Origin of the sequence: Mesorhizobium sp. BR1-1-3 (genome assembly GCF_020165455.1) — a bacterium.
Taxonomy (GTDB): Bacteria; Pseudomonadota; Alphaproteobacteria; order Rhizobiales; family Rhizobiaceae; genus Mesorhizobium; species Mesorhizobium ciceri.
Window position 1 is genome coordinate 35,001 of the sequence record NZ_JAIUIC010000006.1, and the last position, 26,919, is coordinate 61,919.

Sequence of the window (26,919 nt, forward strand, 5' to 3'; positions counted from 1 at the left end):
ACTCTCAAGTTTTGAAACTTTGATTGGCTTTTATCTGGTCACGCTTTGAATTGACGAGAACATTCACACCTAGACACTCACGTGTCTTGGTAGACTTTATTCTCTCAAAACGTGTCCGCCAAAGTCTCGTTCGAACCTCATACCCCTGGCGGGATAAGAGGTTCAGCAGGACTCTGCCGCCCACGTTTCTCTTTCTTCATTATTCAATTTTCAAAGAACAGACATCACTTCACGCAATGTCGTGGCCCGCTTCGCTTTTGGCTCCGGGGCCGTCCGAGTGTCGCTTACGCGGCTCTCTTGAATTTCGCTAAGGGCAGGCTTAGAAGCAAACTTCTTCGTCGCCAGCGGCGAGCCGCCCTCGTTCGTGAGGCGTATATAGTCGCCACCAACGACAACTGTCAACACACATCGATAATGTTTTTGAACTTTTTACGACAGAAATTTCGGACCCGATCTGTCGATAGCCAACTGCCCCAGGGGAACGCTGGCAACATGCGTGGCACGGCCAGGAAGGAGCCCTATTGCCGCCGCATTGCCGTTCGACACCAAAGCCATCGAATGTGGGCGCCGCCGATCGAGCAGCGCCTCTCTTAGGAGCCCTCCTATATAGGAGTGTGCGATGGGCCTTGCGGAGAAGGTACACCGCCCCGCCTGGTAGAGTGCTCTATAGGAGAAGTGCCTGGGGGCAATTCGGTCGGAGCCTGGCGCTTCGTTGACTTCACCTGCCATGACAGGCAAATGTCACGGCCACAACAAAAGCGACAAGCCGTTCCGCCCGGGGAAGAAGCAGCCTTTCTGGATGCCAGACACGGAAGATGTCATAGCCGAACTCGGCAATGAGCCGCCGCTGATCGCGGATGGCCGCAGCGGCCCGCCCGACCGGCGAGAGGTTTCTGCACGCTGGCTGTCGGGAACATTTCTCACTGGCGTGACCTCGAGCGTGTTGATGGGCGTGGCGCTGTTCGCCGCTCTTGACGGCCGCCAGCAGCTGGCCACCCCACCCGAGATCGCCGAGTTGATCAGCCTTGCCGGCAACGGAGATTCCGGCGAAGTCGCCAAGACGACCAGGCTGGTGGCGCCACGTCAGATCGCAAAGGCCAAGGACCGCCGCCGCATGGAAGTGTCGATGGTCACCAAGGTCGGCGACCGCGACGTCATCCACACCATGCCTTTCGTGCAGATCAAGATGGCCCTTGCCGCCGGCCACACCACCAGCCGCGCCTACCCCCCCTTCGACCCGATGCAAGTGTTCGGCGACGACGGCGACGACAATGCCCAGCCGGCGACGGCCTCGGCCGCTTCCGGCCAGATCTACGGCGCCAAGGTCGAAAGCGAGATGAGCCTGAAGACCGTCGATTTTCCGATCGACACGGCTTCCTTCGACGAAAAGAGCGACCTCTCCGCCGACGAGGTGGAAAAAGTGGTGCGCGAGGCCGGCACCGACCTCAGCGACGGCGCCGTGCAGGTCGCTTCGCTCCACTATGTCGATCCGCAGCGATTCGGCGAAGCCTTTGCCGAGAGCATGGCCGGCTCCTACGACGTCAAGATCGTGCCGGAAAACGTCTCGGTGGCGCCGCGAGCCACCGTTGACGACCAGGCGCCGGCTTTCGCCGAGGAAATCATCCCCTTCACCAAGGATCTCGACGTCACCGAGGCTTTTGCTGATTCGGGCTACACAGGGGAAGACGCCACCGGAATGGCCGAAGCCATCGCCAAGTTGCTCAATGCGACGGCGCTCAAGGCTGGAACCGTGCTGCGCGTCGGCCTCGAGGTTCACGGCGATGCCGCCAAGGTCGTGCGCACCAGCGTCTACGACCGGACCCAGCACATCGTCACCATCGCGCTCAACGATCGCGGCCAGTATGTGCCGGCGCAGGAACCGGATCCGAACCCCGAATTGCTGACGGCCTTCGATGATTCGTCGGCGCCGGTGGTGGTGCGCGGCAACCTGCCCAACGTCTATGACGGCATCTACCGCGCCGCCTACTCCTACGGCATGTCCAAGGCGATGACGCAGCGGTTGATCAAGCTGCTGGCGTCCGATGTCGACTTCCAGTCTCGCCTCAGCCCCGCCGACCGCATCGAAGTCCTGTTCTCGCAGCCCGACGGCGACGATCAGACCTCGGACAGCTCCGAGCTTCTCTACGTCTCGGCGACGTTCGGCGGCCAGACCCGCAACTTCTACCGCTTCCAGATGCAGGACGGCGGCACCGACTATTTCGATGAGGACGGTTCGAGCGCCGAGCAGTTCCTGTTGCGCAATCCCCTGCCCGCCGGGAAATTCCGCTCCGGGTTCGGCGCCCGCAGGCATCCGATCCTCGGCTATGTCCGCATGCACACCGGCGTCGACTGGGCAGCCCCCATCGGCACGCCGATCATCGCCGCCGGCAACGGCACGGTCGAGAAGGTCGGCTGGGCCGGCGGTTACGGCAAGCAGATCATCATCCGCCACGCCAATGGCTACGAAACCTCATACAATCACCAGAGCGCCTTTGCCAAAGGCATCGAACCGGGCGTGCACGTCCGCCAGGGCCAGACCATCGGCTTCCTCGGCCAAACCGGCCTCGCCACCGGCCCGCATCTTCACTACGAGCTGATCGTCAACGGCACCAAGGTCGATCCGATGCGTGTCCGCCTGCCGGTCGGCAAGGTGCTGAAGGGCGATGACCTCGTCGCCTTCAAGCGCGAACGCGAACGCATCGACGAACTGTTGAAGCAGGAAGACAGCGATTCGCTGAAGGTTGCGAGCGCCAAGATCGACGGTTGATCGGCTTCAGCCTGGCGTATCTTCGGCCCGTCGCGGCCATGGCAATCGGTCACCGGGAATGGTCGTCCATGCGATGACAGCCGCAAGCAGGCAAAGCAGCGCGGTCACCGAAGAAACCGCGGCAAACGCGGCGTCGCTGGCGGCGAGCCTTGTCGCATCGATGGCCGGGGCAAGCCCGGCTGGCGCCGGTTCACCAAATCCCGGGATGCCGGACGTTGCGCTCGCGTCCAGTGCATTCGCGTAGACCCACGCGGCAAGCGAGCCCATCGCCGCCACCGCGATCAGACCGCCGATGCGTGAGACGGCATTGTTGATGCCGGAGGCCGCCCCCGTGTCCTTGTCCTCCACCGCCGTCATGATCGCGGTCGACAAGGGCGACACGACCAGAGCCATGCCGAGCCCCATCAGCCCCATCAGCGGGAATGTTCCGGTCCAGAAATTGTGGATGCCGGCGTAGGTGAGCAAGGCCAGCCCGGCAAACGCAAAAGCCACGACCAGGCTGCCGCAGGCGATCGGAAAACGCGGTCCGATCCGGTCCGACAGCTTGCCGACAGGTCCCGACAAAAGCGCGATCGATGCCGACAAGGGCAGGAAGATGAAGCCGACCTCGGCCGTGCTCAGCCCCCAGCCGGCGATCAGCAGCATTGGCAGATAGAAAAGGTTGGCCGACAGCGCAAAATAGAGGAAGAACGTCGCCACATTGGCGCCGGCGAAAGCACCGACGCGAAACAGGCTGAGGTCGATCATCGGCTCGCCCTGCCGAAGCTCGAAGACGATGAAGACAGCCAGCAATACGACGCCGGCGGCAATGCTCGGCCCTGCCATGAGGCCCTCGCCGCTGGCGCTCATCGAGGTCAGCCCATAGGCAAGCGCACCGAAAGCCAATGTCGCGAGCGCTGCACCGCCGAGATCCAGGCTGCGTTTCTCCGTCGGCGCATCGGCCGGAACCTTGGCCAGCAGAAGCCAGATCGAAATCAAGCCCAGCGGCAGGTTGATGGCGAAGATCGCCCGCCAGATGCCGTCACCGAAGGCCGACAGCACGAAGCCGCCGAACACCGGGCCAAGTGCCGTGGTCAGCGCCGAAGCCGCCGCCCAGATGCCGATAGCACGGCCGCGTTCTTTCTTCGGGTAGGCCTTGGCGATGATGGCGAGGCTGCCAGGCACCATGATTGCCGCACCGATGCCCTGCAACGCGCGAAATGCGATCAGCACAATTGCATTCGGCGCCAGCGCACAGGCAAGCGAAGCGAGGATGAACAGCGCAATGCCGGCCACGAAGGCGCGGCGCAGACCGAATCGGTCGCCGGCAGCGCCCCCGGCCAGGATCAGCGCCGAGAGCGTCAAGGCATAGGCATTGGAAATCCACTGCGCCTCGGCAAGGCTTGCGCCGAGATTGACGCGGATCGCTGGTGTAGCGATGGCCAGGATGGAGCCGTCTATGAAGCCAAGCGCCGAGGCCAGAATTGCCGCGACCAGCACAAATCGTCGCCGCGACTGCGGACAAAACGTTCCATTCGTGACCGGATTGGTCAGCGGGACGGCGGCGGCTTCACTTGGTGAATGCATGAAACCTTGCTTAAACCCCTGGCGCACCGGCAACAACCAGCCAGTGGCTTGCTGTCGCTGAAACCAGCCGTTTGGCCAGGGTCGCACCCTGTCAGATGCAAATGGCGGCAACCATGCTAGGTTTCCGGAAGGTGCCGATGGGGAAACATCGATGAAGCGGCCACTTGAAGCATCGGCTGAGGGACGCGGCCGTATCGTCGGGATCACCGATGGCGTATTCGCCATCGCGCTCACCCTGATCGTTCTCGAAATCAGGGTGCCGGCGCACGAGGCGATCCATTCCGAACGCGAGCTGCTCGCTGCGATCGCCGCCCTGGCGCCGCGTTTCCTGACCTACGCCTTGAGCTTCCTGACGCTGACCATCTTCTGGTTTGGCCAGCAGGCGCAGCATGGTCTGATCGCCAAATCCGATCGACGGCTTGCCACGCTGAACCTTTGCTTTCTCGCCTTCATCGCCTTGCTGCCCTTCTCGACCGATCTTCTGGCCGACTTCCTCGAGTTCAGAACCGCGGTGCTGGTCTACTGGCTCAATCTGCTGGCGCTCGGCGTCACGCTGTTCGCGAGCTGGCGTTATGCGGAGAAAAGCGGCTTCGTAGCAGAGGATGTCGATGCGGAAACCAAACGCACGGTCTATCTGCGCATCATCAAGGCACAGATCCTGTGGGCGGTCGGCGCCGCACTCTCGCTTGTCAGTCCCTTGCTCGGCGTCGGCTTCATCCTGGTCGTGCAGTTGGTCTATGCCGCCGCGCTTCGCGGTTCACTGCTGGGCAAGGTTATCGGCTGAGGGCCCGCCGACAAACTCCACCGTCACGCCCGGCGAAACCAATTTGGCCAGCTCCCGCGCATCCCAGTTGGTCAGGCGTACGCAGCCATGGCTCTCGGTCTTGCCGATCTTCGACGGATCGGGCGTGCCGTGGATGCCGTAGGTCGGCTTATCCAGGGCGATCCAGACCGAACCGACGGGACCGTTCGGGCCCGGCGGAATGGTCAGGACCTTGTCGTTTTGACCCTGCTTGAAATTGATGCTGGGATTGTAGGTGTAGTTCGGATCGAGCGCCACGCGCGACACCGTGTGTATGCCGGACGGTGACGGCGTATCCGACGAGCCGATGGTTGCGGGATAGGCGGCGACCAGTTTGCCGCCGGCGTCATAGGCGAAAACCTCTTTCTTGTCCTTGTCGGCGACGATACGCGCCACCGGCGTCGAAACCAGCCTGCCGAAATTGGCGACCTTGATGATCGTGCCGGGACGATTGAAATCGACCTCCGGGTTGAGCGCCTTGAGATAATTCTCGTCCATGTGAAAGCGCTCCGCGAGCGCCTCGGTCACCGACGTATAACCCATGCGGTCGAGTTGCGCCTTCTGGCTGTAGTCTTCCGGGATCGACGCGACATAGGGACCGGCCGCGTCCTCCGCTGTGATCGTGTAGTTGGCGAAGGCATCGCCGCCGGATTGCGCAAGTGCCGCCTGGATGGCGACCGCGTCGGTCGATCGCAGATTGGCGCCGGTGATCTGGTTGTAGGCGGCGAGCGCCTTGTCGACATTCGAACCGAAACGCCCGTCGATGACGCCAGGCGAAGCGCCACCCCGGTCTAGCAGCACCTGAAGGGCGGCGACATCCTGGCGCGCTCCCAGCGAAAGTGCCGGGGCAACGGTGGTCTTGTCGCCGGCCTTTGGCGGCAGAGCCGCCTGATCGGCGGGTGTCGTCGGCTGGGCAGGGTCTATCGCGGCCTCGTTCAGCGGCTGGCGCTTGATTGTACCCGGCTTAGCCGGCTGCGGCGCGTCGGGATAATTGTCGTCGTAATTGCCATCGTCCTGCGGCGCCGGCGGGTAGGCTTCGGCGGAATTGTCCCCATAGGGATCGTACTCATCCGCCGGCGGCGGGATAACGCGGCCTTCCTCTTCCAACTGCTTGCGCCGGAACCGCGCCATGTCTTCCGGATCGTCGAGATAGTAGCGGTCGTCGCCTTCGGGGGCGCGGCCCAGTTCGCGCAGTCGTGTCTCGCGGCGCAAGGCGCGGCGGTCGAGCCGGGTCTGCGGCGGCTGGATGGCGATGACCTTGCCGGTATCGGCATCGACGATCACGCGGTTGCCCCTGGCGTCGTAGTAGATGTCGAGATTGCCGTCCTGGGCGACAAGGATGCCCCCGGTATCGGCAGCGCGGACAACCCTTGGCGCATTGTCCGTCGTCGGCGCGGCGAACGCCCCGGAAGACACAAGCCCGGCGGCTAGCGCCGAGAGGGCAAAGATCGTGCGGAACATGGTGGCCAAATTCTCCGGTCCGTAAATTTGCCGCCGCCGGCATTGTCTTCTGGCGAACCCCTTCGCCAGCAAACCAGTTACACCATCCTATGGTTCCAACATGAACCGGGCATGAAGATGGCGGTTTTCCGGCGCCTCAAGGAATATAGGCTAGCTTTCGGCAAGTCCCAATTCCTTGCGCGCCTGCCTGGTAAGCTTCAGGGCGACAAGGCGATGGCTCTCGCGCAGATAGTCCTTCAGCGCGGCATCATCCATGCTCTGGCTTGTCCGACGCTGGATCCATGTCATGCCGCGCGAGGCAAGATACGGTGCGGGCCGTAGCCCCGGCTGTTCCTTGAGCACATCATAGGCGATATCGGAACATTTGAAGGTGACGAAGAGCTGCTGGCCATCGTCCCAGCCGCCGATCGCGAAGACCTTGGCCCCCACCTTCCAAACATGGGCGCCACCCCACTGGACGACATGGGTCGTCGAAGGCAGCGAGTCGCAGAAGCTGTTGTAGTCGTCCAGTGTCATCCCCGCCCCACGTTTTATATGAAAACGCCGCGCGTCCAGGAAGGACGCGCGGCGCAGGATCAGGCTGCCGCTTCCGCCGCGACGATCGTCGGTTTGGAGCGGAAATTCAGCCGGTCGGAACCGGCTGTCACCTTGACGGTCGAGCCGTCGAGGATGTCGCCGAGCAGGATCTTCTCCGCCAGTGGGTCCTGCAATTCCTTCTGCATCACCCGCTTCAGCGGCCGCGCGCCATAGGCCGGGTCGTAGCCCTTGGCCGCCAGCCAATCCACCGCCTCCTGGTCCAGCGATAGCGTGATCTTGCGGTCGACAAGCAGGCTCTCGAGCCGCTTCAGCTGGATCTCGACGATGCGGCCCATATCCTGCCGGCGCAGCCGGTGGAACAGGATCACCTCATCGACGCGGTTGAGGAACTCCGGCCGGAACGATGCCCTGACGACGTTCATCACCTCGTCGCGCACCAGATCGACATCCTGGTCCTCGGTGAGGTTGACGAGATATTCGGCGCCGAGGTTCGACGTCATGATGATCAGCGTGTTGCGGAAGTCGACCGTGCGGCCCTGGCCGTCGGTCAGGCGGCCGTCATCGAGCACCTGCAACAGCACGTTGAACACATCCGGATGCGCCTTCTCGATCTCGTCGAACAGCACGACCTGATAGGGCCTGCGCCGCACCGCTTCGGTCAGCGCGCCGCCTTCCTCATAGCCGACATAGCCGGGAGGCGCGCCGATCAGCCGGGCGACCGAGTGCTTTTCCATGAACTCCGACATATCGATGCGCACCATGGCGCTCTCGTCGTCGAACAGGAAGCTCGCCAGCGCCTTGGTCAGCTCGGTCTTGCCGACACCCGTCGGTCCGAGGAACATGAACGAGCCGATCGGCCGGTTCGGATCCTGCAGGCCCGCGCGGGCGCGCCGCACCGCTTTCGACACAGCTTGCACCGCCTCGCCCTGGCCAACGACGCGCTTGCCGATCTCGTCTTCCATGCGCAGCAGCTTGTCGCGCTCGCCCTGCAGCATCTTGTCGACCGGAATGCCGGTCCAGCGCGAGACGATATGGGCGACGTGGTCGGGGGTAACCACCTCTTCGACCATGCCGGCTTTGCCGTCCTGGGCCTCGGCCTCCTTCAGCTTCTTTTCCAATTCCGGAATCTTGCCATAGGCAAGCTCGCCGGCGCGCTGGAATTCACCCTTGCGCTGAGCAATGGCAAGGTCGTTGCGCGCCTCGTCGAGCTGCTTCTTCAGGTCGGCGGCGAGCCCGAGCTTCTGCTTCTCGGCCTGCCACTTGGCGGTGATCTCGGTCGATTCCTCCTCAAGGCCGACGAGTTCCTTTTCCAGGCGGGCGAGCCGGTCCTTCGAAGCATCGTCCGTCTCGACCTTCAGCGCCTCGCGCTCGATCTTGAGCTGCATGATGCGGCGATCGATCTCGTCCAGCGCCTCGGGCTTGGAATCGACCTGCATGCGCAGCCGCGATGCGGCTTCGTCGACCAGGTCGATCGCCTTGTCCGGCAGGAAGCGATCGGCGATGTAGCGGTTGGACAGCGTCGCCGCCGCCACCAGCGCTGAATCCGAAATGCGCACCTTGTGGTGCTGCTCGTATTTCTCCTTCAGGCCGCGCAGGATCGAAACGGTGTCTTCCACCGTCGGCTCGTCGACGAAAACCGGCTGGAAGCGCCGGGCAAGGGCTGCATCCTTCTCGACATGCTTGCGATACTCGTCGAGCGTGGTGGCGCCGACGCAGTGCAGCTCGCCGCGCGCCAGCGCCGGCTTCAACAGGTTGGACGCATCCATGGCGCCATCCGCCTTGCCGGCGCCGACCAGCGTGTGCATCTCGTCGATGAACAGGATGATGTTGCCGCTGGCCGAGGTGACTTCGGAGAGCACGGCCTTCAGCCGCTCCTCGAACTCGCCGCGATATTTGGCGCCGGCAATCAGCGCGCCCATGTCGAGCGCCATCAGCTGCTTGTCCTTCAGCGATTCCGGTACGTCGCCATTGACGATGCGCAGTGCCAGGCCTTCGGCGATCGCCGTCTTGCCGACGCCGGGTTCGCCGATCAGCACCGGATTGTTCTTGGTGCGGCGCGACAGCACCTGGATGGTGCGGCGGATCTCGTCGTCACGGCCGATCACGGGGTCCAGCTTGCCGGCACGGGCATCCGCAGTCAGGTCGCGCGCGTATTTCTTCAGCGCGTCGTAGCCCTGTTCGGCACTCGCCGAATCGGCGGTGCGGCCCTTGCGGACATCGTTGATGACCTGGTTGAGCGCCTGCGCGGTGACGCCGGCCTTGGCCAATATGTCGGCGGTCTTGGCCGACTTTTCCATGGCGAGCGCCTGCAAGAGCCGCTCGACCGTGACAAAACTGTCGCCGGCTTTCTTGGCCAGTTCCTCGGCGGTCGAAAACACTTTCGCCAGCGGCTGGGCCAGATAGAGCTGGCCATTGCCGCCCTCGACCTTGGGCATCGCTTCGAGCGCCGTCTCGACGCCAAGCTTGACGTCGCGGACGTTGCCGCCGGCGCGTTCGATCAGCGACGCGGCCAAGCCCTCGTCGTCGTCGACGAGCACTTTCAGGATATGTTCAGGGGTGAATTGCTGGTGGTTGCGGGAAAGCGCCATGGTCTGCGCGGACTGGATAAAGCCGCGCACGCGCTCTGAGTATTTCTCAAGGTTCATATCTGTCTCCTTCCATCACCGGCCCGCTTTGCGGCACCGGATCCGATTGCGGTGACGGACCCGCTCATTCGAGCCGGGTCCAGTTGAGGCTGATATGGTGCACCGGCCCTGAACCCTCAAGACGTCCCGATATCGGCAACCACATAATATTGCACGGCCGCCCAAACGAAAACGGCGGAGATTTCTCTCCGCCGTTCAATGCCTTGAAGTGCCGTTGGGTCAGTTGTCGATATCGACATTGACCGGTTGGGCGTTGCCGCTGTCGGCCGGGGCCGCAGCCACCTCGCCGGCGTCGGTCCCGGAATTGGCATTGTCACTACCGCCATCAACCTGATCGGCGTTGACGCGCGGACGACGCGGACGACGCGGACGACGGGCAGCACCGCTTTCGGCGGCCGCCTCGTTGAGTTCGGCCTGGGCGGCAAGACCTGCCGGGGAAAGGTTCTCGAACGACGGAGCCGGTTCGGCCGGCGCCACAGATTCGGCCGGCGAAACGGCTTCGCCCTGGATCGGGGTCTCGTTGCCCTGGGGCTGACTACCTTGCTCGGCGGACGATGAAAAGTCGCGCTGGCCGTTCTGGCCATAGCCGCCATTGGGGCGGCGATCACGATGGCGCCCGCCATTGTTGTCGCGGCCGCCATTGTTGCGCCCGCCATTGTTATCGCGGGCCTCGCGGCCACCTTCCCGGTTCAGCGCGACCTCGGCCGGCGTACCTTCGATAACCGGCTGCGGGCCGGCGCCATGGTTGACCACCGGGATCTGGACGTCGGAAGCAGCGTTGCTGTTGTTGCCGCTATTGTCGAAATCGTCGCGGTCCTCATCGCCGTCATCGTCGAAATCATCGCGATTCTGCTGCGTGTTCTGGATTGGCATCTGCGCCTGTGCGGCCGCGATGATGCGATTGTAATGCTCGGCGTGCTGGAGATAGTTCTCCGCCATGACCCGGTCGCCGGAGCTGTGTGAATCACGGGCAAGGGTGGCGTATTTTTCGGCGATCTGCTGAGCCGAACCGCGGATCTTCACGTCCGGGCCATTGCTCTCGTAGTTGCGCGTCAGGGGATTAGGCCCCTTGCGGTTATTGTTGTTATTGTTGTTATTGTTACCACCGCCGCCGCCATTGTTGTTGCGACCGCGCATGCGCCTGTTCTGCTGTTGTGGCCTCATCAAACTCTCTTCATTTTGAAATTTTCGAAAAACTCTTCACGAACGGAGGCGCTCATGCAGCCAGCCGTTTCGTCTCTTCACCGGCGTTCGCCCGCATCGATTGCGTTGGCGCCACGTGTCATCCTGTTCCGGTTACATCACTTGCCGGACGATTCCCGCACGAAGCTTGGGCATCGTTTGCGCAAGAAGGCAGCTATTTCCAAGGAAAACCGAATCGCTAAGAGCACTGCCTGCTTCGTCTCATCCGGTTAAGGCGACCCTAGCCGCATTCCCCGGCATTGCCAAGCGCTTTTTTGCACTGCGTCAAGGCTTTATCCTTTCAAAGACAATAACCCTGTCGTTTCCACCGAGGTCACGGAAAACACTGCCCGGCACGTAGCCGGCTGCAGTGAATATCTCGCAGACCTCGTTGCGTTGCGTATGGCCGATCTCGACCGCAATTCTGCCTTCAATTTCCAAAAACCTTGCCGCTTCCGCAGCGATGGTTCTGTAGGGGTTCAGACCGTCCGCGCCGCCATCCAGGGCTAGGCGCGGGTCGAAATTGCGGACTTCGTCGTGCAGATTTCCAATGTCTTCGGAAGATATATAGGGAGGGTTTGCGACAATTACATGGTACCGGCCGGAAACTTTTTCGAACCAGTCCGACTGCAGCGCCGTGAACCGGCCCGCAAGGCCAAGTTGCCCGGCATTGCGGGCCGCCGTCGCCAGCGCACCCGCGGACAGATCGACGCCGGTGGCATTAGCCGTCGGCACGACGCTGAGCAGCGCCAGCGCAATGGCGCCGGTGCCGGTGCCAAGATCGAGGACGCGACACTCGCCTTCCTGCGTCGCAACCGCCTTGACGAAGGGCAATATCGCCTCGACCAGCGTTTCGGTATCCGGCCGCGGTTCCAGCGTTTCCGGCGACAGCGCCAGGCGCAAACCGTAGAATTCACGATAGCCGAGGATGCGATGCACAGGTTCGCCGCCGGCGCGGCGTCTCAACGCGGCATCGATTTCGGCAACAGCGCCGGCGCCGACCCTGCGTTCGGGGTCCGCAATGGCTTGCGTGCGCGTCGTGCCCGAAAAATGCTCGACGATCAGCCTCGCATCGAGCGCCGGGTCGTCGACGGTGCTGCCGAGCCGAGCCCGCGCTTCCCGCAGCAGCGGCCCGAGCGCGTTGGGCAGGTCAGTCATCGATGCCGATGTCGGCGAGCAGCTTGGACTGATGATCGGCGATCAGCGCGTTGATGATCTCGTCGAGTTCGCCCATCATCACCCGGTCGAGCTTGTAGAGCGTCAAATTGATGCGATGGTCGGTGACGCGCCCTTGCGGGAAATTATAGGTGCGGATGCGTTCCGAGCGGTCACCGGAGCCGACCTGTGACTTGCGCGATTCGGAGCGCTCCTCGTCAGCCTTGCCGCGTTCGAGATCATAGAGGCGGGCGCGCAGGATCTGCATCGCCTTGGCGCGGTTCTGGTGCTGCGATTTCTCAGCCTGCACGACCATGATGCCGGTCGGCAGATGGGTGATGCGGACGGCCGAATCGGTGGTGTTGACGTGCTGGCCGCCCGAACCCGAGGCGCGCATCGTGTCGATGCGGATGTCTTCGGCCCTGATGTCGATGTCGACCTCTTCGGCCTCGGGCAGCACCGCGACGGTTGCCGCCGACGTGTGGATGCGCCCGCTGGCCTCGGTCGCCGGCACGCGCTGCACGCGGTGCACGCCGGATTCGAATTTCAGATGCGCAAAGACGCCCTTGCCCGACACCGTGGCGATGATTTCCTTGTAGCCGCCGGCATCGCCATCGCTGGCCGAGGCGGTCTCGAAACGCCAGCCGCGTTCGGCGGCGTAGCGTTCGTACATGCGAAACAGGTCGCCGGCGAAAAGCGCGGCCTCATCGCCGCCGGTGCCGGCGCGGATTTCGAGAATGGCGTTCTTGTCGTCGGCGGCATCCCTGGGCAACAGCAGGATCTGAATGTCCTTCTGCAGCGTCTCGATGCGGTCCTCGACCCCTGGCAGCTCGGCCTCGGCCAGCGCCCGCATCTCGGCGTCGGTGCCCCTGTCGGCAAGCATGGCTTCGAGGTCGGCCTGTTCATGCTCGGCCGCGCGCAGCGCCCTGACCTTGGCCACCATGTCCTGGATTTCGGCATATTCGGACGCCATCCGCACATAGGCGTCCGGCGCCGGGCCGGCCGACATCTGCGCTTCGAGCATCTCGAAACGCTTGACGACTTGATCCATACGATCGCGGGGCAAATTGACCATGATGAGGCTGCTATAACGGGATCGAACGGTCGTCGGCAAAGGCCTGCAGCAGCGCCCGCATCGGCAGGCCCTGTGCCGGAGCCATCAGATTGTCGTCGAAAAACGCCTTCAATTCGTCCAGCGGCAGTTCCGTCAGCATCGCCTTGACCGGCCCGATCGAGGCCGGCGACATCGAGATCGAGCGGAAACCGAGTCCGATCAACGCCATCGCCGAGATCGGCTTGCCGGCGAGTTCGCCGCACAGCGTCACCGGCGTGTGATTGCGGACGCCGGCATCGGCGATCTGCTTGAGGACGCGCAAGAAGGGTGCCGACAGCGTGTCGAAGCGGTTGGCCAGTTGCGTGTTGCCGCGGTCGACGGCCATGACGAACTGGAACAGGTCGTTCGAACCGACCGAGACGAAATCGACCGCCTTCATCAATTCGTCGAGCTGGAACAGCAGCGACGGCACTTCAAGCATCGCCCCCAGCTTCAGGCTGGTTGGCAAATGATGGGCAAAGCGCGACAAGTGCCGCACCTCGCGGTCGATGATCTCGCGCGCCTGGGTAATCTCGCCGAGCTCGGTCACCATCGGCAGCATCAGCTTCAATTCGCGGCCGCCGCTGGCCTTGAGCAAAGCGCGGATCTGGGTGCGCAGCAGGCCCGGCCGGTCGAGCGTCAGGCGGATCGCCCGCCAGCCAAGCGCCGGGTTCTCTTCCTGGATCGCGCCCTTGAAATAGGGCAGCACCTTGTCGCCGCCAATGTCGATGGTGCGGAAGGTGACGGGCTTGCCGCGCGCCGCTTCGAGCACGTCGCGGTAGAGCTTTTCCTGGGCCTCGGCCCGGGGAAAGGTGGAAGCGACCATGAATTGCAATTCGGTGCGGAACAGACCGATGCCGGCCGCACCCGCTTCGGTAAGCTGCGGCAGGTCGACGGCAAGACCGGCATTCATCAGCAAATCGACCTGGACACCATCCCTGGTCGTCGACGGCTTCTTGCGCAGTTCGCGGTAGACCTCTTGCCGGCGCGCCCTGAAACGCACTTTTTCGGCATAAGCAGCTTCGAGATCGGGCTGCGGCCGCAAATGGATCACGCCCTCCTCGCCGTCGACGATGATGGCATCGCCGTTTTCCGCCATGGAAACAGCGCCCTTCATCTGGCCGGCGACGGGGATGCCCATGGCACGCGCGACGATGACGACGTGGCTGGTCGCTGCACCGTCCTCGAGCACCAGCCCGCGCATCTTGTCGCGGGGATAATCGAGCAGTTCGGCAGCCCCCATCGAACGGGCGACGATGATGGCGTCCTTAGGCAGCGATGCCGCGACATCTTCCGGCCCGCGCCCCATCAGCTGGCGCAGCAGGCGGTTGGCGAGGTCGTCGAAATCGCTCATCCGCTCGCGCAGATAGGGATCGGTCATGTGCAGCATGCGGGCGCGCATGTCGCTCTGCACCTTTTCCACCGCCGCTTCGGCCGTCAGGCCGTTGCGGATCGCCTCTTCCAGCCGTCGCACCCAGCCGCGATCGTTGGCGAACATGCGATAGGCTTCCAGCACCTGGCGATGCTCGCCCTCGAAGGCGACGTCGCGGCGTTCCAGCATGTCGTCGATGGACAGCCTGAGCGAGCTGAGTGAGGTCTCCAACCGGCGAACCTCTTCCTCGCTGTCCTCGTTGAACAGATTGGTGACGACGATGCGCGGCTCGTGCAGCACGACATGGCCAAGCCCGACGCCTTCATTGAAGGACAGGCCGGTGAAGCTGACAGGACGGCGCAGATCGAGTTCGAGGCCGGGCCGGGTCAGCCGCGCCAGATCGCCGGTGGCGATCATCTCGGCGATCACCATCGCCGTGGTTTCCAGCGCCTCGACCTCGTCGTCGCGGTAGTGGCGCATGGTCTTGTTCTGCACCACCAGCACGCCCAGCGTGCGCCCTGCCCGCAGCACCGGCACGCCCAGGAACGAGTTGTAGATCTCTTCCCCGGTCTCCGGCAGGTAGGCGAAGGCAGGGTGTTCCTGCGCATTGGACAGGTTGAGCGGCCGCGCGCTGGCGGCGATGGTGCCGACCAGGCCTTGGCCCAGCCGCAACTGCGCCAAATGGACGGCGTTCGGGTTCAGGCCTTCGGTGGCGTAGAGTTCGAGCACCGAATCGGCACGCAGCACATAGAGCGAGCAGACTTCCGCGACCATGTTGGAGGCGATGTCGCGCACAATCCGGTCAAGCCGCTCCTGCGGCTCCAGCGGCTCCTGCATGAGCTCGCGGAGCCGTTTGAGCAAAACGCGCGGGCCACTGGCCTGATCACGCATCGCGGCTTGTTCTCCAATGGGCATTCTGCCCGCCGCAGTTTCCACCGCGACCGGCGCACACGCAACAACTCAAATCGTTCTCGCTACTGCTTATCCAGACCGTAGACGGAATGCAAAGTACGAACCGCAAGTTCCGTATACGGGCCGTCGATCAGGATCGAAATCTTGATCTCCGAGGTCGTGATGGCGCGGATGTTGATCGATTTGTCGGCCAGCGCCTTGAAAGCGGTGGCGGCGACGCCGGCATGGCTCCTCATGCCGATGCCGATGACCGAAACCTTCGACATGCCGGCTTCCGACTGCACGACATCGTAGCCGATCGAGGCCTTGAGGCGTTCAAGCACGGCCAGCGCCTTGTCGACATCGCCCGACGGCACGGTAAAGGTCATGTCGGTGAACTTGCCGTCCTCGGAAATGTTCTGGACGATCATGTCGACATTGATGTTGGCCTCGGCCAGCGGCCCGAAGATGCCGGCGGCAACGCCCGGCCGGTCGCCGACCCGGCGCAGTGAAATCTGCGCTTCGTCCTTGGCGTAGGCAATTCCGGTGACGACCTGCTGTTCCACGATCTCTTCCTCGTCGCAAATGAGCGTTCCGGGCGGATTGAGCAAATCCCCCATTCCGGGCGCATCGGGATCGTCGAAGGACGACCGCACGAAGGTACGCACCCTGTGCACCATGGCAAGCTCGACCGAACGCACCTGCAGAACCTTGGCGCCGAGCGAGGCCATTTCAAGCATTTCCTCGAACGAGATCTTGGCCAGCCGCCGCGCCTTGGGCTCGATGCGTGGATCGGTGGTGTAGACCCCGTCGACATCGGTGTAGATGTCACAGCGATCGGCTTTGACCGCCGCAGCGATGGCGACAGCACTGGTGTCGGAGCCGCCGCGGCCGAGCGTGGCAATACGATTGTCCGGGCCGATGCCCTGGAACCCGGCAATCACCGCCACCTGGCCCTCGCCGAAGCGCTTGATCAGGAACGCACCGTCAATGTCGAGGATGCGCGCCGCCCCATGCGCATTATCGGTCTTGATCGGGATCTGCCAGCCCTGCCAGGAGCGGGCGTGCACGCCCATGTTCTGCAAAGTGATGGCCAGCAGGCCGGCCGTGACCTGCTCGCCGGAAGCGACGACCGCATCATATTCGCGTGCGTCATGCATCGGCGAGGCCTCACGCGTCCAGCCGACCAGTTCGTTGGTCTTCCCGGCCATCGCCGAAACGACCACCGCCACCTCATGGCCGGCGTCGACCTCGCGTTTGACGTGACGCGCCACGTTGCGGATGCGGGCGATGTCGGCGACGGAGGTTCCGCCGAATTTCATCACGATGCGCGCCATGGGAGCGAAATGCCTTTGACTGAAGCCGGATCCCAGCCAAAAGCCGGAATCCCGAAAAGCGGAAGGCCGGCTGACGCCGGCCGCTGAATGCGCGGCCTCCTTAGCCAAATGACGAAGGTTTCGCAAGGCTGGCGGCCAATTGCCGGCTCCAGAAGCCGGCATATTGCCTTCCGCCCCGGCGCCGCCTACGAAATGCTGCCTGCGGGGAATTCTTTTGGTTCGGCATAGCAGATGATGATTGCTCGGTTTCGACGTGCCATGCGATGGCAATCGCTCCCGCTTGTCGCAGGCTTTGCGGTGCTGGCGCTTATTGTCGGCAGCCGTGCCATGCTGGTCGAGGAACAGCGGGCCAACCGCGCCGCCGCGCGCGAGGCAATCGAATATCAGCAATTGCTTTCGGGTCTGCTTTCTCTGGCACAGGAAGCCGAGAACGGCCAGCGTGGCTACCTGCTGACCGGCGAGAAATCCTATCTCGAACCCTATCGGAGCGCTGTCGGCGCCATTCCGGGGCAACTTGCCCGTATCGACAGCTTGACCGCCCCCGACGACCAGTTCGTCCAGCCGATCAACCACATCAAGGACGCGCTTTCGCAAAAGCAGGCTGAACTGGCCGAGACGATTGCCCTGTACGACCAGGGCAATGCGACGAAAGCGCTGGATCTGATTCGCAGCGGCCAGGGCAAGGCAGTCATGGACGAAATCCGAACCAGCATGGATACGGTCCGACGCATCAGCGCCGCAGCCGTCGCCGCGCGCGACGCGCATACCGACCAGGTCGAGACCTGGCTACGCATCGGTTCGGTGGCGGCACTGCTGGCGATCTTCCTGCTTGCCGGCTACGCGATCAGGGAATCGCGCCGCCGCTTCCTTGAGGTGGTCGTCGCCCAGGAGGAGTTGGTGCGCAAGAACGTCGCGCTCGGCAGAGAGATCGAGACACGTGAAAAGGCAGAATCCCAGATCCGCCAGATGCACAAGATGGAGGCGGTCGGCCAGCTTACAGGCGGCATCGCCCACGACTTCAACAACATGCTGGCGGTGATCATCAGCGCCATGAACCTCGCCCAGCGCAAGCTGGCGCGCGGCGAGCACGACATCGCACAATTCATCGACGCGGCGATCGATGCCGCGACCCGTGCCGCCAATCTGACGGCCCGGCTGCTCGCCTTCTCGCGTCAGCAGCCGCTGGCGCCGCAGATCGTCGACGCCAACCGCCTGCTGACCGGGATGTCCGACCTGATCCGTCGGGCACTCGGCGAAACCATCCGCATCGAAACGGTGCTGGCGGGGGGCTTGTGGAAAACCCATGCCGACCCGAGCCAGATCGAGAACGCCGTTCTCAACCTGGCTGTCAACGCCCGCGACGCCATGGGCGATGACGGCAAGCTGACCATCGAGACCGCCAACAGCCATCTCGACGACAGCTACGCCGCCGGCCATGCCGAAGTCGCGGCCGGCCAGTATGTGATGATCGCCGTCAGCGATACCGGTTCGGGCATGACCCCCGATGTCATGGCCAAGGCCTTCGAACCCTTCTTCACCACCAAGCCGGTCAACAAGGGCACCGGCCTTGGATTGAGCCAGGTGTTCGGCTTCGTCAAACAGTCGGGCGGCCACGTCAACATCTATTCCGAGCCCGGCGAAGGCACGACAATCAAGATCTACTTGCCGCGGTATTTCGGCGCCGAAGAGCCGGCCGTGCCCACCGGGCGCGGCGACAACCCCGCCGCACCGGTCGCCGAAACGATCCTTGTCGTCGAGGATGATGCCCGCGTGCGGGTCTCCACCACCGAGGCCATACGCGAACTCGGATACACCGTCATTGATGCCGCGAGTGGCGAGGAAGCGTTGCAGAAACTGGCGGAAAACCCGAAGGTCGCCCTGCTGTTCACCGACATCGTCATGCCCGTCATGAACGGCCGCAAGCTGGCGGAAGAGGCCGTTGCCCGCATGCCGCTGCTGAAGGTGATCTTCACCACCGGCTTCACCAGGAACGCCGTGGTCCACAACGGCGTGCTCGACCACGACGTGCATTTCCTCGCCAAGCCCTTCACCATCGAGCAACTGGCAGCGAAACTGCGTGACGTGCTTGGCACGACGCAGGTCGCAGCGGACTGATCACAATCGCTTCAGCCTGACGCAGCCGCGCTTCTCCAAAGGCCGGGATAGTCGACAACGAAGCCGTGCGGCGAGACGTTGAGGGTCTCGTCATAGCCGAACACCGGCGCGGCATAGGCATAGCGAACCGTGTCGAGACGCCGATAGGTCTGATCGAGGCGCACCAGGCTCAGTTCAGGGAAAGTCAGGTAGGCAGCCGGGGCAGGCGACGCTTCGCCGATCCCGAGGCCATACCGGCGGATCGCCACCAGGTTCGATGCCGGTGTGAAGCCAAGATCGACGTCGACAAGACCGTCGACACCCTGCTGGACTTCGCCGTTCAGCGTCCACTGGCCGTTGAAATCGCGTTCGATCGCATAATGCAGCTGGCGCGTGCCGAGAAAGCCTTCGACAAGCGCCGCCCGTGTGTGCCAGCCGGCATCGCAATCCACCTCGTAGGCGAGGCAGCACGGCTTGCCGTCCTGGATGAAGATGGCTTGTCCCTTGAGGCTGTGCCCGCCATCGGTCTGCGCAAGCAGACAGGCATCATGCCCCTCCACGTCCAGCCGATGCCAGAGGATCGAAGCCGTCATTGCTGTCATCGTCACCTCCTTCGAATTCAAAACGATGATGTATTCCTTCGCCCGCCAGGCCCATTGTGTTTCACCGCGGCGCACTCCAGCTGACATGCCCTGACAGAATCCGGCTCCCTGCCGGCAGAGGAAATTGTTGCCTTGACATTCGCGGCTTCACGCCCGACTTCCTAGCGCATGACCCCGAAATCGAAGTCGATTTCGGAAAGGATCATGCGCAGAATCTAAAGTGCTACAGCGTCCTTTGCGCGTCCAAGAGGACGCGCGGCGCTGTAGTGTCGAGGAGACCAACTATGCCAGAGCCCCGACGATCGACGATCGATGCCGGAGAAGTGGAACGCTTTTCCGCCCTTGCCGCCGAATGGTGGAACCCGAACGGCAAGTTCCGTCCCCTGCACAAATTCAATCCGGTCCGGCTGGCCTATATCCGCGACCAGATAGCGACGCGCTTCGGCCGTGACCCACGCGCTGCAAGGCCTTTCGAGGGACTGCGCATCCTCGACATCGGTTGCGGCGGCGGACTTTTGTGCGAGCCGATGGCGCGGCTTGGCGCCGAGGTTGTGGGCGCGGATGCCTCCGAAACCAACATCGAAGTGGCCAAGCTGCACGCCGCCGAAGGCAATGTCAGCGTCGACTATCGCGCCACGACGGCCGAGGACCTTGCCGACGCCGGCGAGAAATTCGACGTCATCCTCAACATGGAAGTGGTCGAGCATGTCGCCGACATCGACCTGTTCGTCGCCAAATGCGGCGAGATGGTGCGGCCCGGCGGCATCATGTTCGTGGCCACCATCAACCGCACGCTGAAGGCGCTGGGCTTAGCCATCATCGGCGCCGAATATGTGCTGCGCTGGCTGCCGCGCGGCACCCACCAGTTCGGCAAGCTGGTGCGCCCGGAAGAGCTCGAAAAGGCGCTTGGCGGCGCCGGCCTGACCATCATCGACCGCACCGGCGTCACCTACAATCCGCTGGCCGACCGCTGGGCGCGGTCGAAGGACATGGACGTCAACTACATGGTCCTGGCGGAAAAAGGCTCGGTCTGATCTATTCAGAATTCAGCGGCCTGTAGCCGCCGCGCCAGTAGATCAGCGCCTGGCCGGCATCCGACGTGCGCACGGCCTCGACCGAACCGATGACGATGGAATGCGTGCCGCGATCGATCATCTCATCGAGGCTGCAGTCGAATGCGGCCACTGCATCCGAAAGCAGCAAAGCTCCGGTCTTGAGCGTCACCCATTCGGCGCCCTCATAGCGGTCCTTGCCCTTGATGCCGCCGAAGCCGGAGAACCGCTCGGCCACGCGCTGATGCTGGGGGCCAAGCGAATTGACGCCGAAATGCCGGTAGCGTTCGATCACCGGCCAGGTCGACGATGACCGGTTGACACAGGCGATCACCTTGGGCGGCTCGGCCGACAGCGAGACGACCGAAATGACCACCAGGCCGGAGCGGTCCTCGCCGGTGCCGGCGGTGATGACGCTGACATTGCCGACGATCAGCCGCATCGCGGCGCGAAAATCCGCAACACCGACGGCAGTCCCCTCGAATGTCTTCGGTTCGGTCATGGCTTGCTCCAGAGCACGATTCCAAAAAGGGAAAAGTCCTCGGAAAAGACCACGCTCAAACAAGAAGATAAAGCAGATCTGGATACAAATTCAGGTGAGATCGGCTCCAGGCGCGAAGGCAGTTCGGATCCCCTGCGACCGCTCACGCCTTCTGGCTTTGTGCCCTGGTGGTGATGAACACGCCGGCGGTGATGATGAGCGCGCCTGCCCAGGTCAGCAACTGATAGTGCTCGCCGAGGAAGAGGGTTCCGGCAAACAGGCCGACGGCCGCCGCCACATAACCGATCTGGCTGAGATAGACCGGACCGCCGACCGCCTGCAGCCGGAAGAAGAACGCGAACATCGCCGATGCCGACGCGACCTGCGCGACGACGACCAGCGGCACGCCGCCGAGTGGGACGAAAGCTTCGCCGCCGAACAGGAGGAGAATGCCGGCAAGCAGCATCGCCGCCGACGCCAGATGGCTGCCGACGGCAAGCTCGATCGGGCCGGTACCGTCCGGCCAGTCGACCGTGCGATAGATGTTGCCGGCGGCAAGGCTGACCGGGATGAGCAACCCCATCGCCACCCAGAACAAATCGGCCGGCTGGCCGGCCTCGCCGCGCGTCACCGCGACCATGACGGCGCCGACGAAGCCGACGGCGATGCCGACAATGCCCAGCATGTTGGGGCGCCGGACACGCAGCAGGATCGAGAACACCAGCGTGATGACCGGCGACAGGGTGAACATGATGCCGGTGTAGCCGGCGCCCAGATGCGGGATGGCCGAGAACATCAGGAGATTGGGGACAGCATAGGACACCGCGGCGGTGACGAAGAAATAGCGCAATTTGTGCGCGGTGAGCCGGACCCGCTTGCCGCGAGCCAAGAGCATGCACAGCAAGACCCCGCCGGCGCCGAGCGAGATGACGAAGGCCCAGACCATGGCCGGCACGCCGGCAGCCGTGGCGAGCTTGCCGAACGGCAGCGTCAGGCCGAGCAGGCCGCCGGTGACGACCAGCAGGCCGAGCGCCGAATCCCAGAGAAGCTTCATTGACCGAATCCTGTAGCGCGGCTCTTGGCCGGCATTGCATCTTGCAGTAAGATAACGGAAAGATTCTTAACGTCAAGATAAATGATGGTGAGACAGTTGGACAGGGCAGCACGGGCGATCGAGCAATGGAAGCGGGAACGACCCGATCTGGACGTCTCGCCGATGGGTGTGCTCGGGCGGCTGAACGAGGCCTCCTCGCTGATCGCCCGCGAGCGCCTGGCGCCGTTGTTTGCCCGTTATGGATTGCAGTCCGGGGAATTCGACGTGCTGGCAACGCTGCGCCGCTCTGGATCACCCTACGCCCTGACGCCGACCGCCCTCTATGAAGCGACGATGGTGACGTCAGGCGCCATGACCAACCGGCTCGACCGGCTCGAAACGTCCGGATTGATCCTGCGCGGGCCGCACCCCAACGATCGGCGCGGCATTGTCGTGCGGCTGACCGAAAAGGGTCTCGCGTTGATCGATGAGGCTATTGCCGCCCATGTTGCCAACGAGCATGAGATTCTTTCCGGCCTGACACCGGCCGAACGGGAGACGCTCTCTCGGCTGCTTGAGAAATTGATCGGGAGCGTGAGCTAAGCCGGGTCAGTTCGTAGGCTGCCGCGAGAACCTGCGCCGGTGTTTCCAGCGGCGGTATGATACGGTGAGGTCGACAAGCCGGGTCGGCATGTTGAGGTAGAGCAGAGCATCCCGCAAACCGCTGAGATAGCGCTCACTCATCGCCTTGTCGGAAAAGTCCGGCATGGCCTCGAGTGTCGCTTCGGCTTGCTGGCTCCGGCCCTTTCCGGTCGGCAATCTGGCCGCAAAGGCTATTTCTCGACGCAGACAGACCTGCTCCACGCGATCCCGCAGCGCCTCTTCGTAGCCGATACCACATCGCATAAGCCGCGCGTGGGTGGCTTCATGGACGATAATCGAAGCGACCAATTCCGGCGTCGTCCCTTCGCTGATGATATGGCGCTCGTCCAATTCGCATGCCTTGGAAGAGTTTGCCCATTGCGCGACTGAAGCAGGAAGGGTTGTGACAAATACCTGTCTTACGTCACCAAGCAGCCGTCTGTAGCGCACTGGATCAAAATCACGAATAAGCTGAAGCGCCTCGACGATCTTGTCGGTGCCCTTGTCGCTGATGATGAGCAACCCGTGACGGCGCCCCAGCGGGCCAATCGGCCAACGACGGCTCTTATGCTGCGTCGCGGCTCAATCGCTTCTGGGTCGCGCAAAGCTCCCTCGGAACTCAGTTGCGGTCGTCCGGAAACACCGGGATCGGCATGAACTCGACGCCGTCCTCGACCAGGCTCTTGGCTTCGTCCAGCGTCGCCTCGCCATAGATGCCACGCGGGTCGCTCTCGCCGAAATGGATCTTTCGCGCTTCCTCGGCGAACTTGTCGCCGACATAATCGGCATTCTCGCGCACCTTCTCGGCCATCGCTTTCAGCTGCGCCAAAGCCTGCTTCTGCGCCTCGCCCATGGCCAGCGCTATGGTTTCCTGCTTGCGCGCCGTGGAGACGGCCGGCGCCATCAGTGCTTTCTGCACCTTGTGCGAACCGCAGCTCGGGCAATCGACGAAGCCGCGCTTCTTCTGGGTGTCGAAATCGTCGTTGCTGCGGAACCAGCCTTCGAATTCGTGCTCGTGCTCGCAGATCAGGGCAAAGCGGATCAAGAGGCTGCACCCCTGAGCCGCGGCGCCTCGCCCGAGCCGGCATTGACGGCGAAATCCCGCGCATTCCTGAGATTGGGGATCTTCTTGCGCGCGGCAAGCGACTGCGCCGGGTCGATCTCGGCGACGATCACCGCCGGTTCGTCATGCGCGGCTTCCGCAATGATCCGGCCCCACGGATCGACGATCAGCGAATGGCCGTAAGTCTCGCGGCCGTCTTCATGCAAGCCGCCTTGCGCGGCGGCGACGACATAGGCGCCGTTCTCGATGGCGCGCGCCCTGAGCAGCACGTGCCAGTGCGCCTCGCCCGTCTGGCGGGTGAAGGCAGCCGGTACGGAAAGCAGGTCTGCGCCGGCCAACGCCTCGGCGCGGAAGAGTTGCGGAAAGCGCAGATCGTAGCAAACGGCGAAGCCGAGCTTTGCACCCTCGATGTCGGTGACGACGGCCTCGGTTCCCGGTTCATAGGCGGCGGACTCACGCCAGCTCTCGCCATTGTCGAGATCGACGTCGAACATGTGGATCTTGTCGTAGGCGGCGAGCGCAGCACCATCCGGCCCGAACAGCAGCGCCCGGTTGGCGAGCTTGCCGTCGGCGCGCAGAATGGCGGTCGAGCCGATATGCAGGAAGATGCCGAGCTCCTTGGCCAGCCTGCGCGCGGTCGCGACGACGATGTCCTTGTCCTCCGACGTGAACAATGCGGCGCGAGCTTCCTTGTCGCGGATCAGCGCCCCGGTCATTTCCGGCGTCTGGATGTAGGTGGCACCCAGGCTGGCTGCTTCACGCACCAGCCGTTCGAGATCGGCGGCGTTGCGCTCGGGGCTCTCGCCTGAGCGCATCTGGATCGCAGCGGCCTTGAAAACACCCATCGTCATTCCCTCAATTCGTCGCGCCGTTGGCGAGCAATTTGTCCAGCCGGCCTTCGGCCTCCAGCTCGTGGAGGTCGTCACAGCCGCCGACATGCGTATCGCCGATGAAAATCTGCGGAAAGGTCGTGCGGCCATGCGCCCGGGAGATCATCTCCTGGCGCAATTCCGGCGAGAAGGAGCCATCGTGCTCGGTAAAGGCTATGCCCTTGCGCTCGAGCAGCCGCTTGGCTGCCGTGCAATAGCCGCACATCATGCGGGTGTAGATCGTGACATCGGTCATGACGAATTTCCGCTGTTCGTTGCCGACTTATATAGTCGCGGACTCGTCCGCCCGAAAGTCCCCCGGCAACACACGCGCAAAGGTCAGCACGTCGACGGCGGCCGCACCTCCCCTTTTCAGCGCCTTGGTGGCGGAACGCACCGTGGCGCCAGTGGTGTAGACATCGTCGATCAAAAGCACCCTGCGGCCGGCGATCTCGATTTCCGCCTCGGCAGGCACCCGGAACGCGGCCCGCACATTCTCCTCGCGTTCGCCGCGCTCCAGCCCGACCTGCTGGCGGGTGAGTTTCACGCGCCGCACCGCCGACGGGGCGAAGGGCAATCCGCTAAGTGCCGAGACCGCCCTTGCCAGTTCCGCCGACTGGTTGAAGCGCCGCCTGAAAAACCGCCTCCAGTGCAGCGGCACCGGCACCACCACATCCGCTTCGGCGATGAGATCGGCACCCGCACGCATCATCCAGCGCGCCATCCAAGGTGCCAGATCCGTGCGATCCTGGTATTTCAACCCTTGCACCATCTGGCGCGCAACGCCGGAATAGGCGACCGCCGCCCGCGCCCGCTCGAAAGGCGGCGGATCGGCAATCGCCTCGGCCGACAGAAAGCCTTCGCCCATATGGTGGGTGAACGGCGTACCCATGACAGGGCACCATGGCCGCTCCAGCAGCCTGAGCTTCGGCCAGCAGGCGCCGCACAGCACGCCCGGCTGCGAGACATGCCGGCGGCAACCGGCGCAGACCGGCGGAAACAGCATCCGCGCCGGCCAGCCGACAACCGACCGGGCCAGGTTCGTGATCCCGATGGACTTGATCTTGGGCATCGGATCGGCCACGTGGTTGCTCCTGCGCGCCACTATATCAACGATCTCGGAGCGTGGACAAACAAAGGATCTGCCCGTTGCAGCCAATAATGGATACCTCTCTGTGGCTGACGCACAAGCGGCGCGCGCTTGCCCGTCCGGTCGACGGCGCGGACTTCCTCATGCGCCGCACGGCCGAGGACCTTGCCGAACGGCTGGGCGCCGTCGAGCGCCGGTTCGGCAAGGCGGCCGTGCTGTTTTGCCAGACGCCGGCGGCGGCCGAAACGCTCGCCGAAAGCGGCAAGGTCGCCGACATTGTCCGCGTCGAGACGGATACGGCTTTCCTGAGCGGTGGCGATGCCGGCCTGATCGCACCGCTTGAAACCGTGCCGTTCGAGCCGGAAAGCCTCGATCTGGCGGTGTCGCTCTTGTCGCTGCAGGCCATGAACGACATCCCAGGCATGCTGATCCAGATCCGCCGTGCGTTGCGGCCGGATGGGCTTTTCCTCGGCGCCTTTGCCGGCGCCGGCACGCTTTTCGAATTGCGCGAAAGCCTGCTTGCGGCCGAGACCGAGCTTTACGGCGGCGCCAGCCCGCGTGTCGCGCCGTTCACCGATGTGCGCGATGCCGGTGCGCTGCTGCAGCGCGCCGGTCTCGCTCTGCCGGTCGCCGACGTCGAGACGGTGACGGTGCGCTATGCCAGCCTGTTCAACCTGATCGCGGATCTGCGGGCCATGGGCGAGACCAATGCGCTCACCGATCGCAGCCGGCGGCCGGGCTCGCGCAAGCTGTTTGCCCGTGCGGCGGAAATCTACGCCGAGCGGTTTTCCGACCCCGACGGCCGCGTCAGGGCAAGTTTCTCGATTGTCTGGATGTCCGGCTGGGCGCCCGACGCTTCGCAGCAAAAACCGCTGAAGCCAGGGTCGGCCAAGGTCTCGCTGAAAACAATCCTGGAGGCGCCCGACGGGCAATGATCCTGCCCCAGGTGCGGAAAAGCCGGATCAGGGAGTGGGTGCGAAAGCGTTCGCAAGCTTGCTGTTGTTGTCGCTGAACAGCCAGATGATCCCGTCGCGGACCTCACCGATACCGCCGACGATGGCCAGCGACAGCACGGCGATGATCACGCCATATTCGACGGCCGTGGCGCCGGTCTCGTCGTTCAGAAAACCCAGCAGCACTGCTTTCATGGCCTCAACCCCTCTGTCCGGGACCTTACAGCCGACC

Annotated in this window: 24 protein-coding genes and 1 rRNA gene (1 of these 25 cut by a window edge); 6 read left to right on the forward strand and 19 right to left on the reverse strand. The window is 63.5% G+C overall.

Features of this window, described 5'->3' with window-relative positions; all coding sequences use genetic code 11:
- Positions 1-12: ribosomal RNA gene (locus LB559_RS14995) — 16S ribosomal RNA — on the reverse strand (it extends 1,473 nt beyond the left edge of the window).
- Positions 13-799: 787 nt separating this feature from the next.
- On the opposite strand from LB559_RS14995, the gene LB559_RS15000 reads away from it, so the two are divergent.
- A complete protein-coding gene (locus LB559_RS15000; RefSeq protein ID WP_027163525.1) occupies positions 800-2,767 on the forward strand; it encodes a M23 family metallopeptidase in 1,968 nt (655 codons plus the stop codon).
- A 6-nt stretch (positions 2,768-2,773) separates the two neighbouring features.
- Here the strand turns inward: LB559_RS15000 and LB559_RS15005 are convergent, their stop codons facing one another.
- Positions 2,774-4,333, reverse strand: coding sequence for an MFS transporter (locus LB559_RS15005; protein WP_063173134.1), 1,560 nt, complete (start codon positions 4,331-4,333; stop codon positions 2,774-2,776).
- A gap of 151 nt (positions 4,334-4,484) precedes the next feature.
- On the opposite strand from LB559_RS15005, the gene LB559_RS15010 reads away from it, so the two are divergent.
- A complete protein-coding gene (locus tag LB559_RS15010) occupies positions 4,485-5,117 on the forward strand; it encodes a TMEM175 family protein (protein WP_224674402.1) in 633 nt (210 codons plus the stop codon).
- On the opposite strand, the gene LB559_RS15015 is transcribed toward LB559_RS15010, so the two are convergent.
- From LB559_RS15015 to LB559_RS15050, 8 genes are all read right to left on the reverse strand, one after another.
- Positions 5,091-6,596 (reverse strand): L,D-transpeptidase family protein, encoded by a 1,506-nt coding sequence (locus tag LB559_RS15015; RefSeq protein ID WP_013529466.1) that lies wholly within the window; start codon positions 6,594-6,596, stop codon positions 5,091-5,093. The two genes, LB559_RS15010 and LB559_RS15015, sit on opposite strands and share 27 nt — an antisense overlap.
- A 150-nt stretch (positions 6,597-6,746) precedes the next feature.
- The gene (locus LB559_RS15020; RefSeq protein ID WP_013529465.1) at positions 6,747-7,112 is read right to left on the reverse strand and encodes an MmcQ/YjbR family DNA-binding protein; all 366 of its coding nucleotides are present in this window, start codon (positions 7,110-7,112) and stop codon (positions 6,747-6,749) included.
- Between the two features lie 59 nt (positions 7,113-7,171).
- Positions 7,172-9,778: an ATP-dependent chaperone ClpB gene (gene clpB, locus LB559_RS15025; RefSeq protein ID WP_013529464.1), complete on the reverse strand. Its 2,607-nt coding sequence runs from the start codon at positions 9,776-9,778 to the stop codon at positions 7,172-7,174.
- Between the two features lie 219 nt (positions 9,779-9,997).
- Complete coding sequence (locus tag LB559_RS15030; protein ID WP_224674403.1) at positions 9,998-10,942, reverse strand: DUF4167 domain-containing protein; 945 nt, start codon at positions 10,940-10,942, stop codon at positions 9,998-10,000.
- A 303-nt stretch (positions 10,943-11,245) separates the two neighbouring features.
- Complete coding sequence (gene prmC / locus LB559_RS15035; protein WP_224674404.1) at positions 11,246-12,118, reverse strand: peptide chain release factor N(5)-glutamine methyltransferase; 873 nt, start codon at positions 12,116-12,118, stop codon at positions 11,246-11,248.
- Entirely contained in the window at positions 12,111-13,190 is a 1,080-nt protein-coding gene (prfA, locus tag LB559_RS15040; RefSeq protein ID WP_224674405.1) for a peptide chain release factor 1, read from the reverse strand. Before prfA ends, prmC begins: the two co-directional genes overlap by 8 nt.
- Positions 13,191-13,200: 10 nt before the next feature.
- The gene (gene ptsP, locus LB559_RS15045) at positions 13,201-15,471 is read right to left on the reverse strand and encodes a phosphoenolpyruvate--protein phosphotransferase (protein WP_224674406.1); all 2,271 of its coding nucleotides are present in this window, start codon (positions 15,469-15,471) and stop codon (positions 13,201-13,203) included.
- 83 nt (positions 15,472-15,554) lie between these two features.
- Positions 15,555-16,808: an aspartate kinase gene (locus LB559_RS15050; RefSeq protein ID WP_013529459.1), complete on the reverse strand. Its 1,254-nt coding sequence runs from the start codon at positions 16,806-16,808 to the stop codon at positions 15,555-15,557.
- A 258-nt stretch (positions 16,809-17,066) separates the two neighbouring features.
- Between LB559_RS15050 and LB559_RS15055 the strand changes: the two genes are divergently transcribed.
- Positions 17,067-18,923: a CHASE3 domain-containing protein gene (locus tag LB559_RS15055; RefSeq protein ID WP_224674407.1), complete on the forward strand. Its 1,857-nt coding sequence runs from the start codon at positions 17,067-17,069 to the stop codon at positions 18,921-18,923.
- 11 nt (positions 18,924-18,934) lie between these two features.
- Here the strand turns inward: LB559_RS15055 and LB559_RS15060 are convergent, their stop codons facing one another.
- Positions 18,935-19,504, reverse strand: coding sequence for a putative glycolipid-binding domain-containing protein (locus tag LB559_RS15060; protein ID WP_224674408.1), 570 nt, complete (start codon positions 19,502-19,504; stop codon positions 18,935-18,937).
- A 284-nt stretch (positions 19,505-19,788) separates the two neighbouring features.
- Between LB559_RS15060 and ubiG the strand changes: the two genes are divergently transcribed.
- On the forward strand, positions 19,789-20,538 hold the full coding sequence (gene ubiG, locus LB559_RS15065; RefSeq protein WP_023811162.1) for a bifunctional 2-polyprenyl-6-hydroxyphenol methylase/3-demethylubiquinol 3-O-methyltransferase UbiG: 750 nt from the start codon (positions 19,789-19,791) through the stop codon (positions 20,536-20,538).
- 1 nt (position 20,539) lies between these two features.
- On the opposite strand, the gene LB559_RS15070 is transcribed toward ubiG, so the two are convergent.
- Both LB559_RS15070 and LB559_RS15075 read right to left on the reverse strand, forming a co-directional pair.
- Complete coding sequence (locus LB559_RS15070) at positions 20,540-21,058, reverse strand: flavin reductase family protein (RefSeq protein WP_224674409.1); 519 nt, start codon at positions 21,056-21,058, stop codon at positions 20,540-20,542.
- A gap of 142 nt (positions 21,059-21,200) precedes the next feature.
- Positions 21,201-22,091: a DMT family transporter gene (locus tag LB559_RS15075; RefSeq protein WP_127387724.1), complete on the reverse strand. Its 891-nt coding sequence runs from the start codon at positions 22,089-22,091 to the stop codon at positions 21,201-21,203.
- 96 nt (positions 22,092-22,187) lie between these two features.
- Here LB559_RS15075 and LB559_RS15080 point away from each other — a divergent pair, with 96 nt between their 5' ends.
- Positions 22,188-22,673 (forward strand): MarR family winged helix-turn-helix transcriptional regulator, encoded by a 486-nt coding sequence (locus LB559_RS15080; protein WP_318014172.1) that lies wholly within the window; start codon positions 22,188-22,190, stop codon positions 22,671-22,673.
- A 6-nt stretch (positions 22,674-22,679) separates the two neighbouring features.
- Here the strand turns inward: LB559_RS15080 and LB559_RS15085 are convergent, their stop codons facing one another.
- From LB559_RS15085 to LB559_RS15105, 5 genes are all read right to left on the reverse strand, one after another.
- Positions 22,680-23,234, reverse strand: a complete 555-nt coding sequence (locus LB559_RS15085) for a hypothetical protein (protein ID WP_164753528.1) — start codon at positions 23,232-23,234, stop codon at positions 22,680-22,682.
- A 97-nt stretch (positions 23,235-23,331) separates the two neighbouring features.
- A complete protein-coding gene (locus LB559_RS15090) occupies positions 23,332-23,757 on the reverse strand; it encodes a DUF1178 family protein (RefSeq protein ID WP_013529451.1) in 426 nt (141 codons plus the stop codon).
- A complete protein-coding gene (locus LB559_RS15095) occupies positions 23,754-24,620 on the reverse strand; it encodes a carbon-nitrogen hydrolase family protein (RefSeq protein ID WP_224674411.1) in 867 nt (288 codons plus the stop codon). Before LB559_RS15095 ends, LB559_RS15090 begins: the two co-directional genes overlap by 4 nt.
- Positions 24,621-24,630: 10 nt before the next feature.
- Positions 24,631-24,900, reverse strand: a complete 270-nt coding sequence (gene grxC / locus LB559_RS15100; protein WP_224674412.1) for a glutaredoxin 3 — start codon at positions 24,898-24,900, stop codon at positions 24,631-24,633.
- Positions 24,901-24,927: 27 nt separating this feature from the next.
- Complete coding sequence (locus LB559_RS15105; protein WP_013529448.1) at positions 24,928-25,728, reverse strand: ComF family protein; 801 nt, start codon at positions 25,726-25,728, stop codon at positions 24,928-24,930.
- Positions 25,729-25,793: 65 nt separating this feature from the next.
- On the opposite strand from LB559_RS15105, the gene LB559_RS15110 reads away from it, so the two are divergent.
- The gene (locus LB559_RS15110; RefSeq protein WP_224674413.1) at positions 25,794-26,669 is read left to right on the forward strand and encodes a class I SAM-dependent methyltransferase; all 876 of its coding nucleotides are present in this window, start codon (positions 25,794-25,796) and stop codon (positions 26,667-26,669) included.
- Between the two features lie 27 nt (positions 26,670-26,696).
- On the opposite strand, the gene LB559_RS15115 is transcribed toward LB559_RS15110, so the two are convergent.
- Positions 26,697-26,882 (reverse strand): Flp family type IVb pilin, encoded by a 186-nt coding sequence (locus LB559_RS15115; RefSeq protein WP_013529446.1) that lies wholly within the window; start codon positions 26,880-26,882, stop codon positions 26,697-26,699.
- Positions 26,883-26,919 lie beyond the last annotated feature (37 nt).

Excerpts from the sequence above, each read along its gene's own strand:
- ptsP (WP_224674406.1), bottom strand. The coding sequence starts at position 15,471 with ATGCGTGATCAGGCCAGTGGCCCGCGCGTTTTGCTCAAACGGCTCCGC.
- LB559_RS15070 (WP_224674409.1), bottom strand. The coding sequence starts at position 21,058 with ATGACCGAACCGAAGACATTCGAGGGGACTGCCGTCGGTGTTGCGGAT.
- LB559_RS15020 (WP_013529465.1), bottom strand. The coding sequence starts at position 7,112 with ATGACACTGGACGACTACAACAGCTTCTGCGACTCGCTGCCTTCGACG.
- LB559_RS15050 (WP_013529459.1), bottom strand. The coding sequence starts at position 16,808 with ATGGCGCGCATCGTGATGAAATTCGGCGGAACCTCCGTCGCCGACATC.
- LB559_RS15000 (WP_027163525.1), top strand. The coding sequence starts at position 800 with ATGCCAGACACGGAAGATGTCATAGCCGAACTCGGCAATGAGCCGCCG.
- ubiG (WP_023811162.1), top strand. The coding sequence starts at position 19,789 with ATGCCAGAGCCCCGACGATCGACGATCGATGCCGGAGAAGTGGAACGC.
- LB559_RS15075 (WP_127387724.1), bottom strand. The coding sequence starts at position 22,091 with ATGAAGCTTCTCTGGGATTCGGCGCTCGGCCTGCTGGTCGTCACCGGC.
- LB559_RS15030 (WP_224674403.1), bottom strand. The coding sequence starts at position 10,942 with ATGAGGCCACAACAGCAGAACAGGCGCATGCGCGGTCGCAACAACAAT.
- grxC (WP_224674412.1), bottom strand. The coding sequence starts at position 24,900 with ATGACCGATGTCACGATCTACACCCGCATGATGTGCGGCTATTGCACG.
- prmC (WP_224674404.1), bottom strand. The coding sequence starts at position 12,118 with ATGACTGACCTGCCCAACGCGCTCGGGCCGCTGCTGCGGGAAGCGCGG.
- LB559_RS15060 (WP_224674408.1), bottom strand. The coding sequence starts at position 19,504 with ATGACAGCAATGACGGCTTCGATCCTCTGGCATCGGCTGGACGTGGAG.
- LB559_RS15055 (WP_224674407.1), top strand. The coding sequence starts at position 17,067 with ATGCGATGGCAATCGCTCCCGCTTGTCGCAGGCTTTGCGGTGCTGGCG.
- LB559_RS15010 (WP_224674402.1), top strand. The coding sequence starts at position 4,485 with ATGAAGCGGCCACTTGAAGCATCGGCTGAGGGACGCGGCCGTATCGTC.
- LB559_RS15115 (WP_013529446.1), bottom strand. The coding sequence starts at position 26,882 with ATGAAAGCAGTGCTGCTGGGTTTTCTGAACGACGAGACCGGCGCCACG.
- LB559_RS15015 (WP_013529466.1), bottom strand. The coding sequence starts at position 6,596 with ATGTTCCGCACGATCTTTGCCCTCTCGGCGCTAGCCGCCGGGCTTGTG.
- clpB (WP_013529464.1), bottom strand. The coding sequence starts at position 9,778 with ATGAACCTTGAGAAATACTCAGAGCGCGTGCGCGGCTTTATCCAGTCC.
- prfA (WP_224674405.1), bottom strand. The coding sequence starts at position 13,190 with ATGGTCAATTTGCCCCGCGATCGTATGGATCAAGTCGTCAAGCGTTTC.
- LB559_RS15005 (WP_063173134.1), bottom strand. The coding sequence starts at position 4,333 with ATGCATTCACCAAGTGAAGCCGCCGCCGTCCCGCTGACCAATCCGGTC.
- LB559_RS15095 (WP_224674411.1), bottom strand. The coding sequence starts at position 24,620 with ATGGGTGTTTTCAAGGCCGCTGCGATCCAGATGCGCTCAGGCGAGAGC.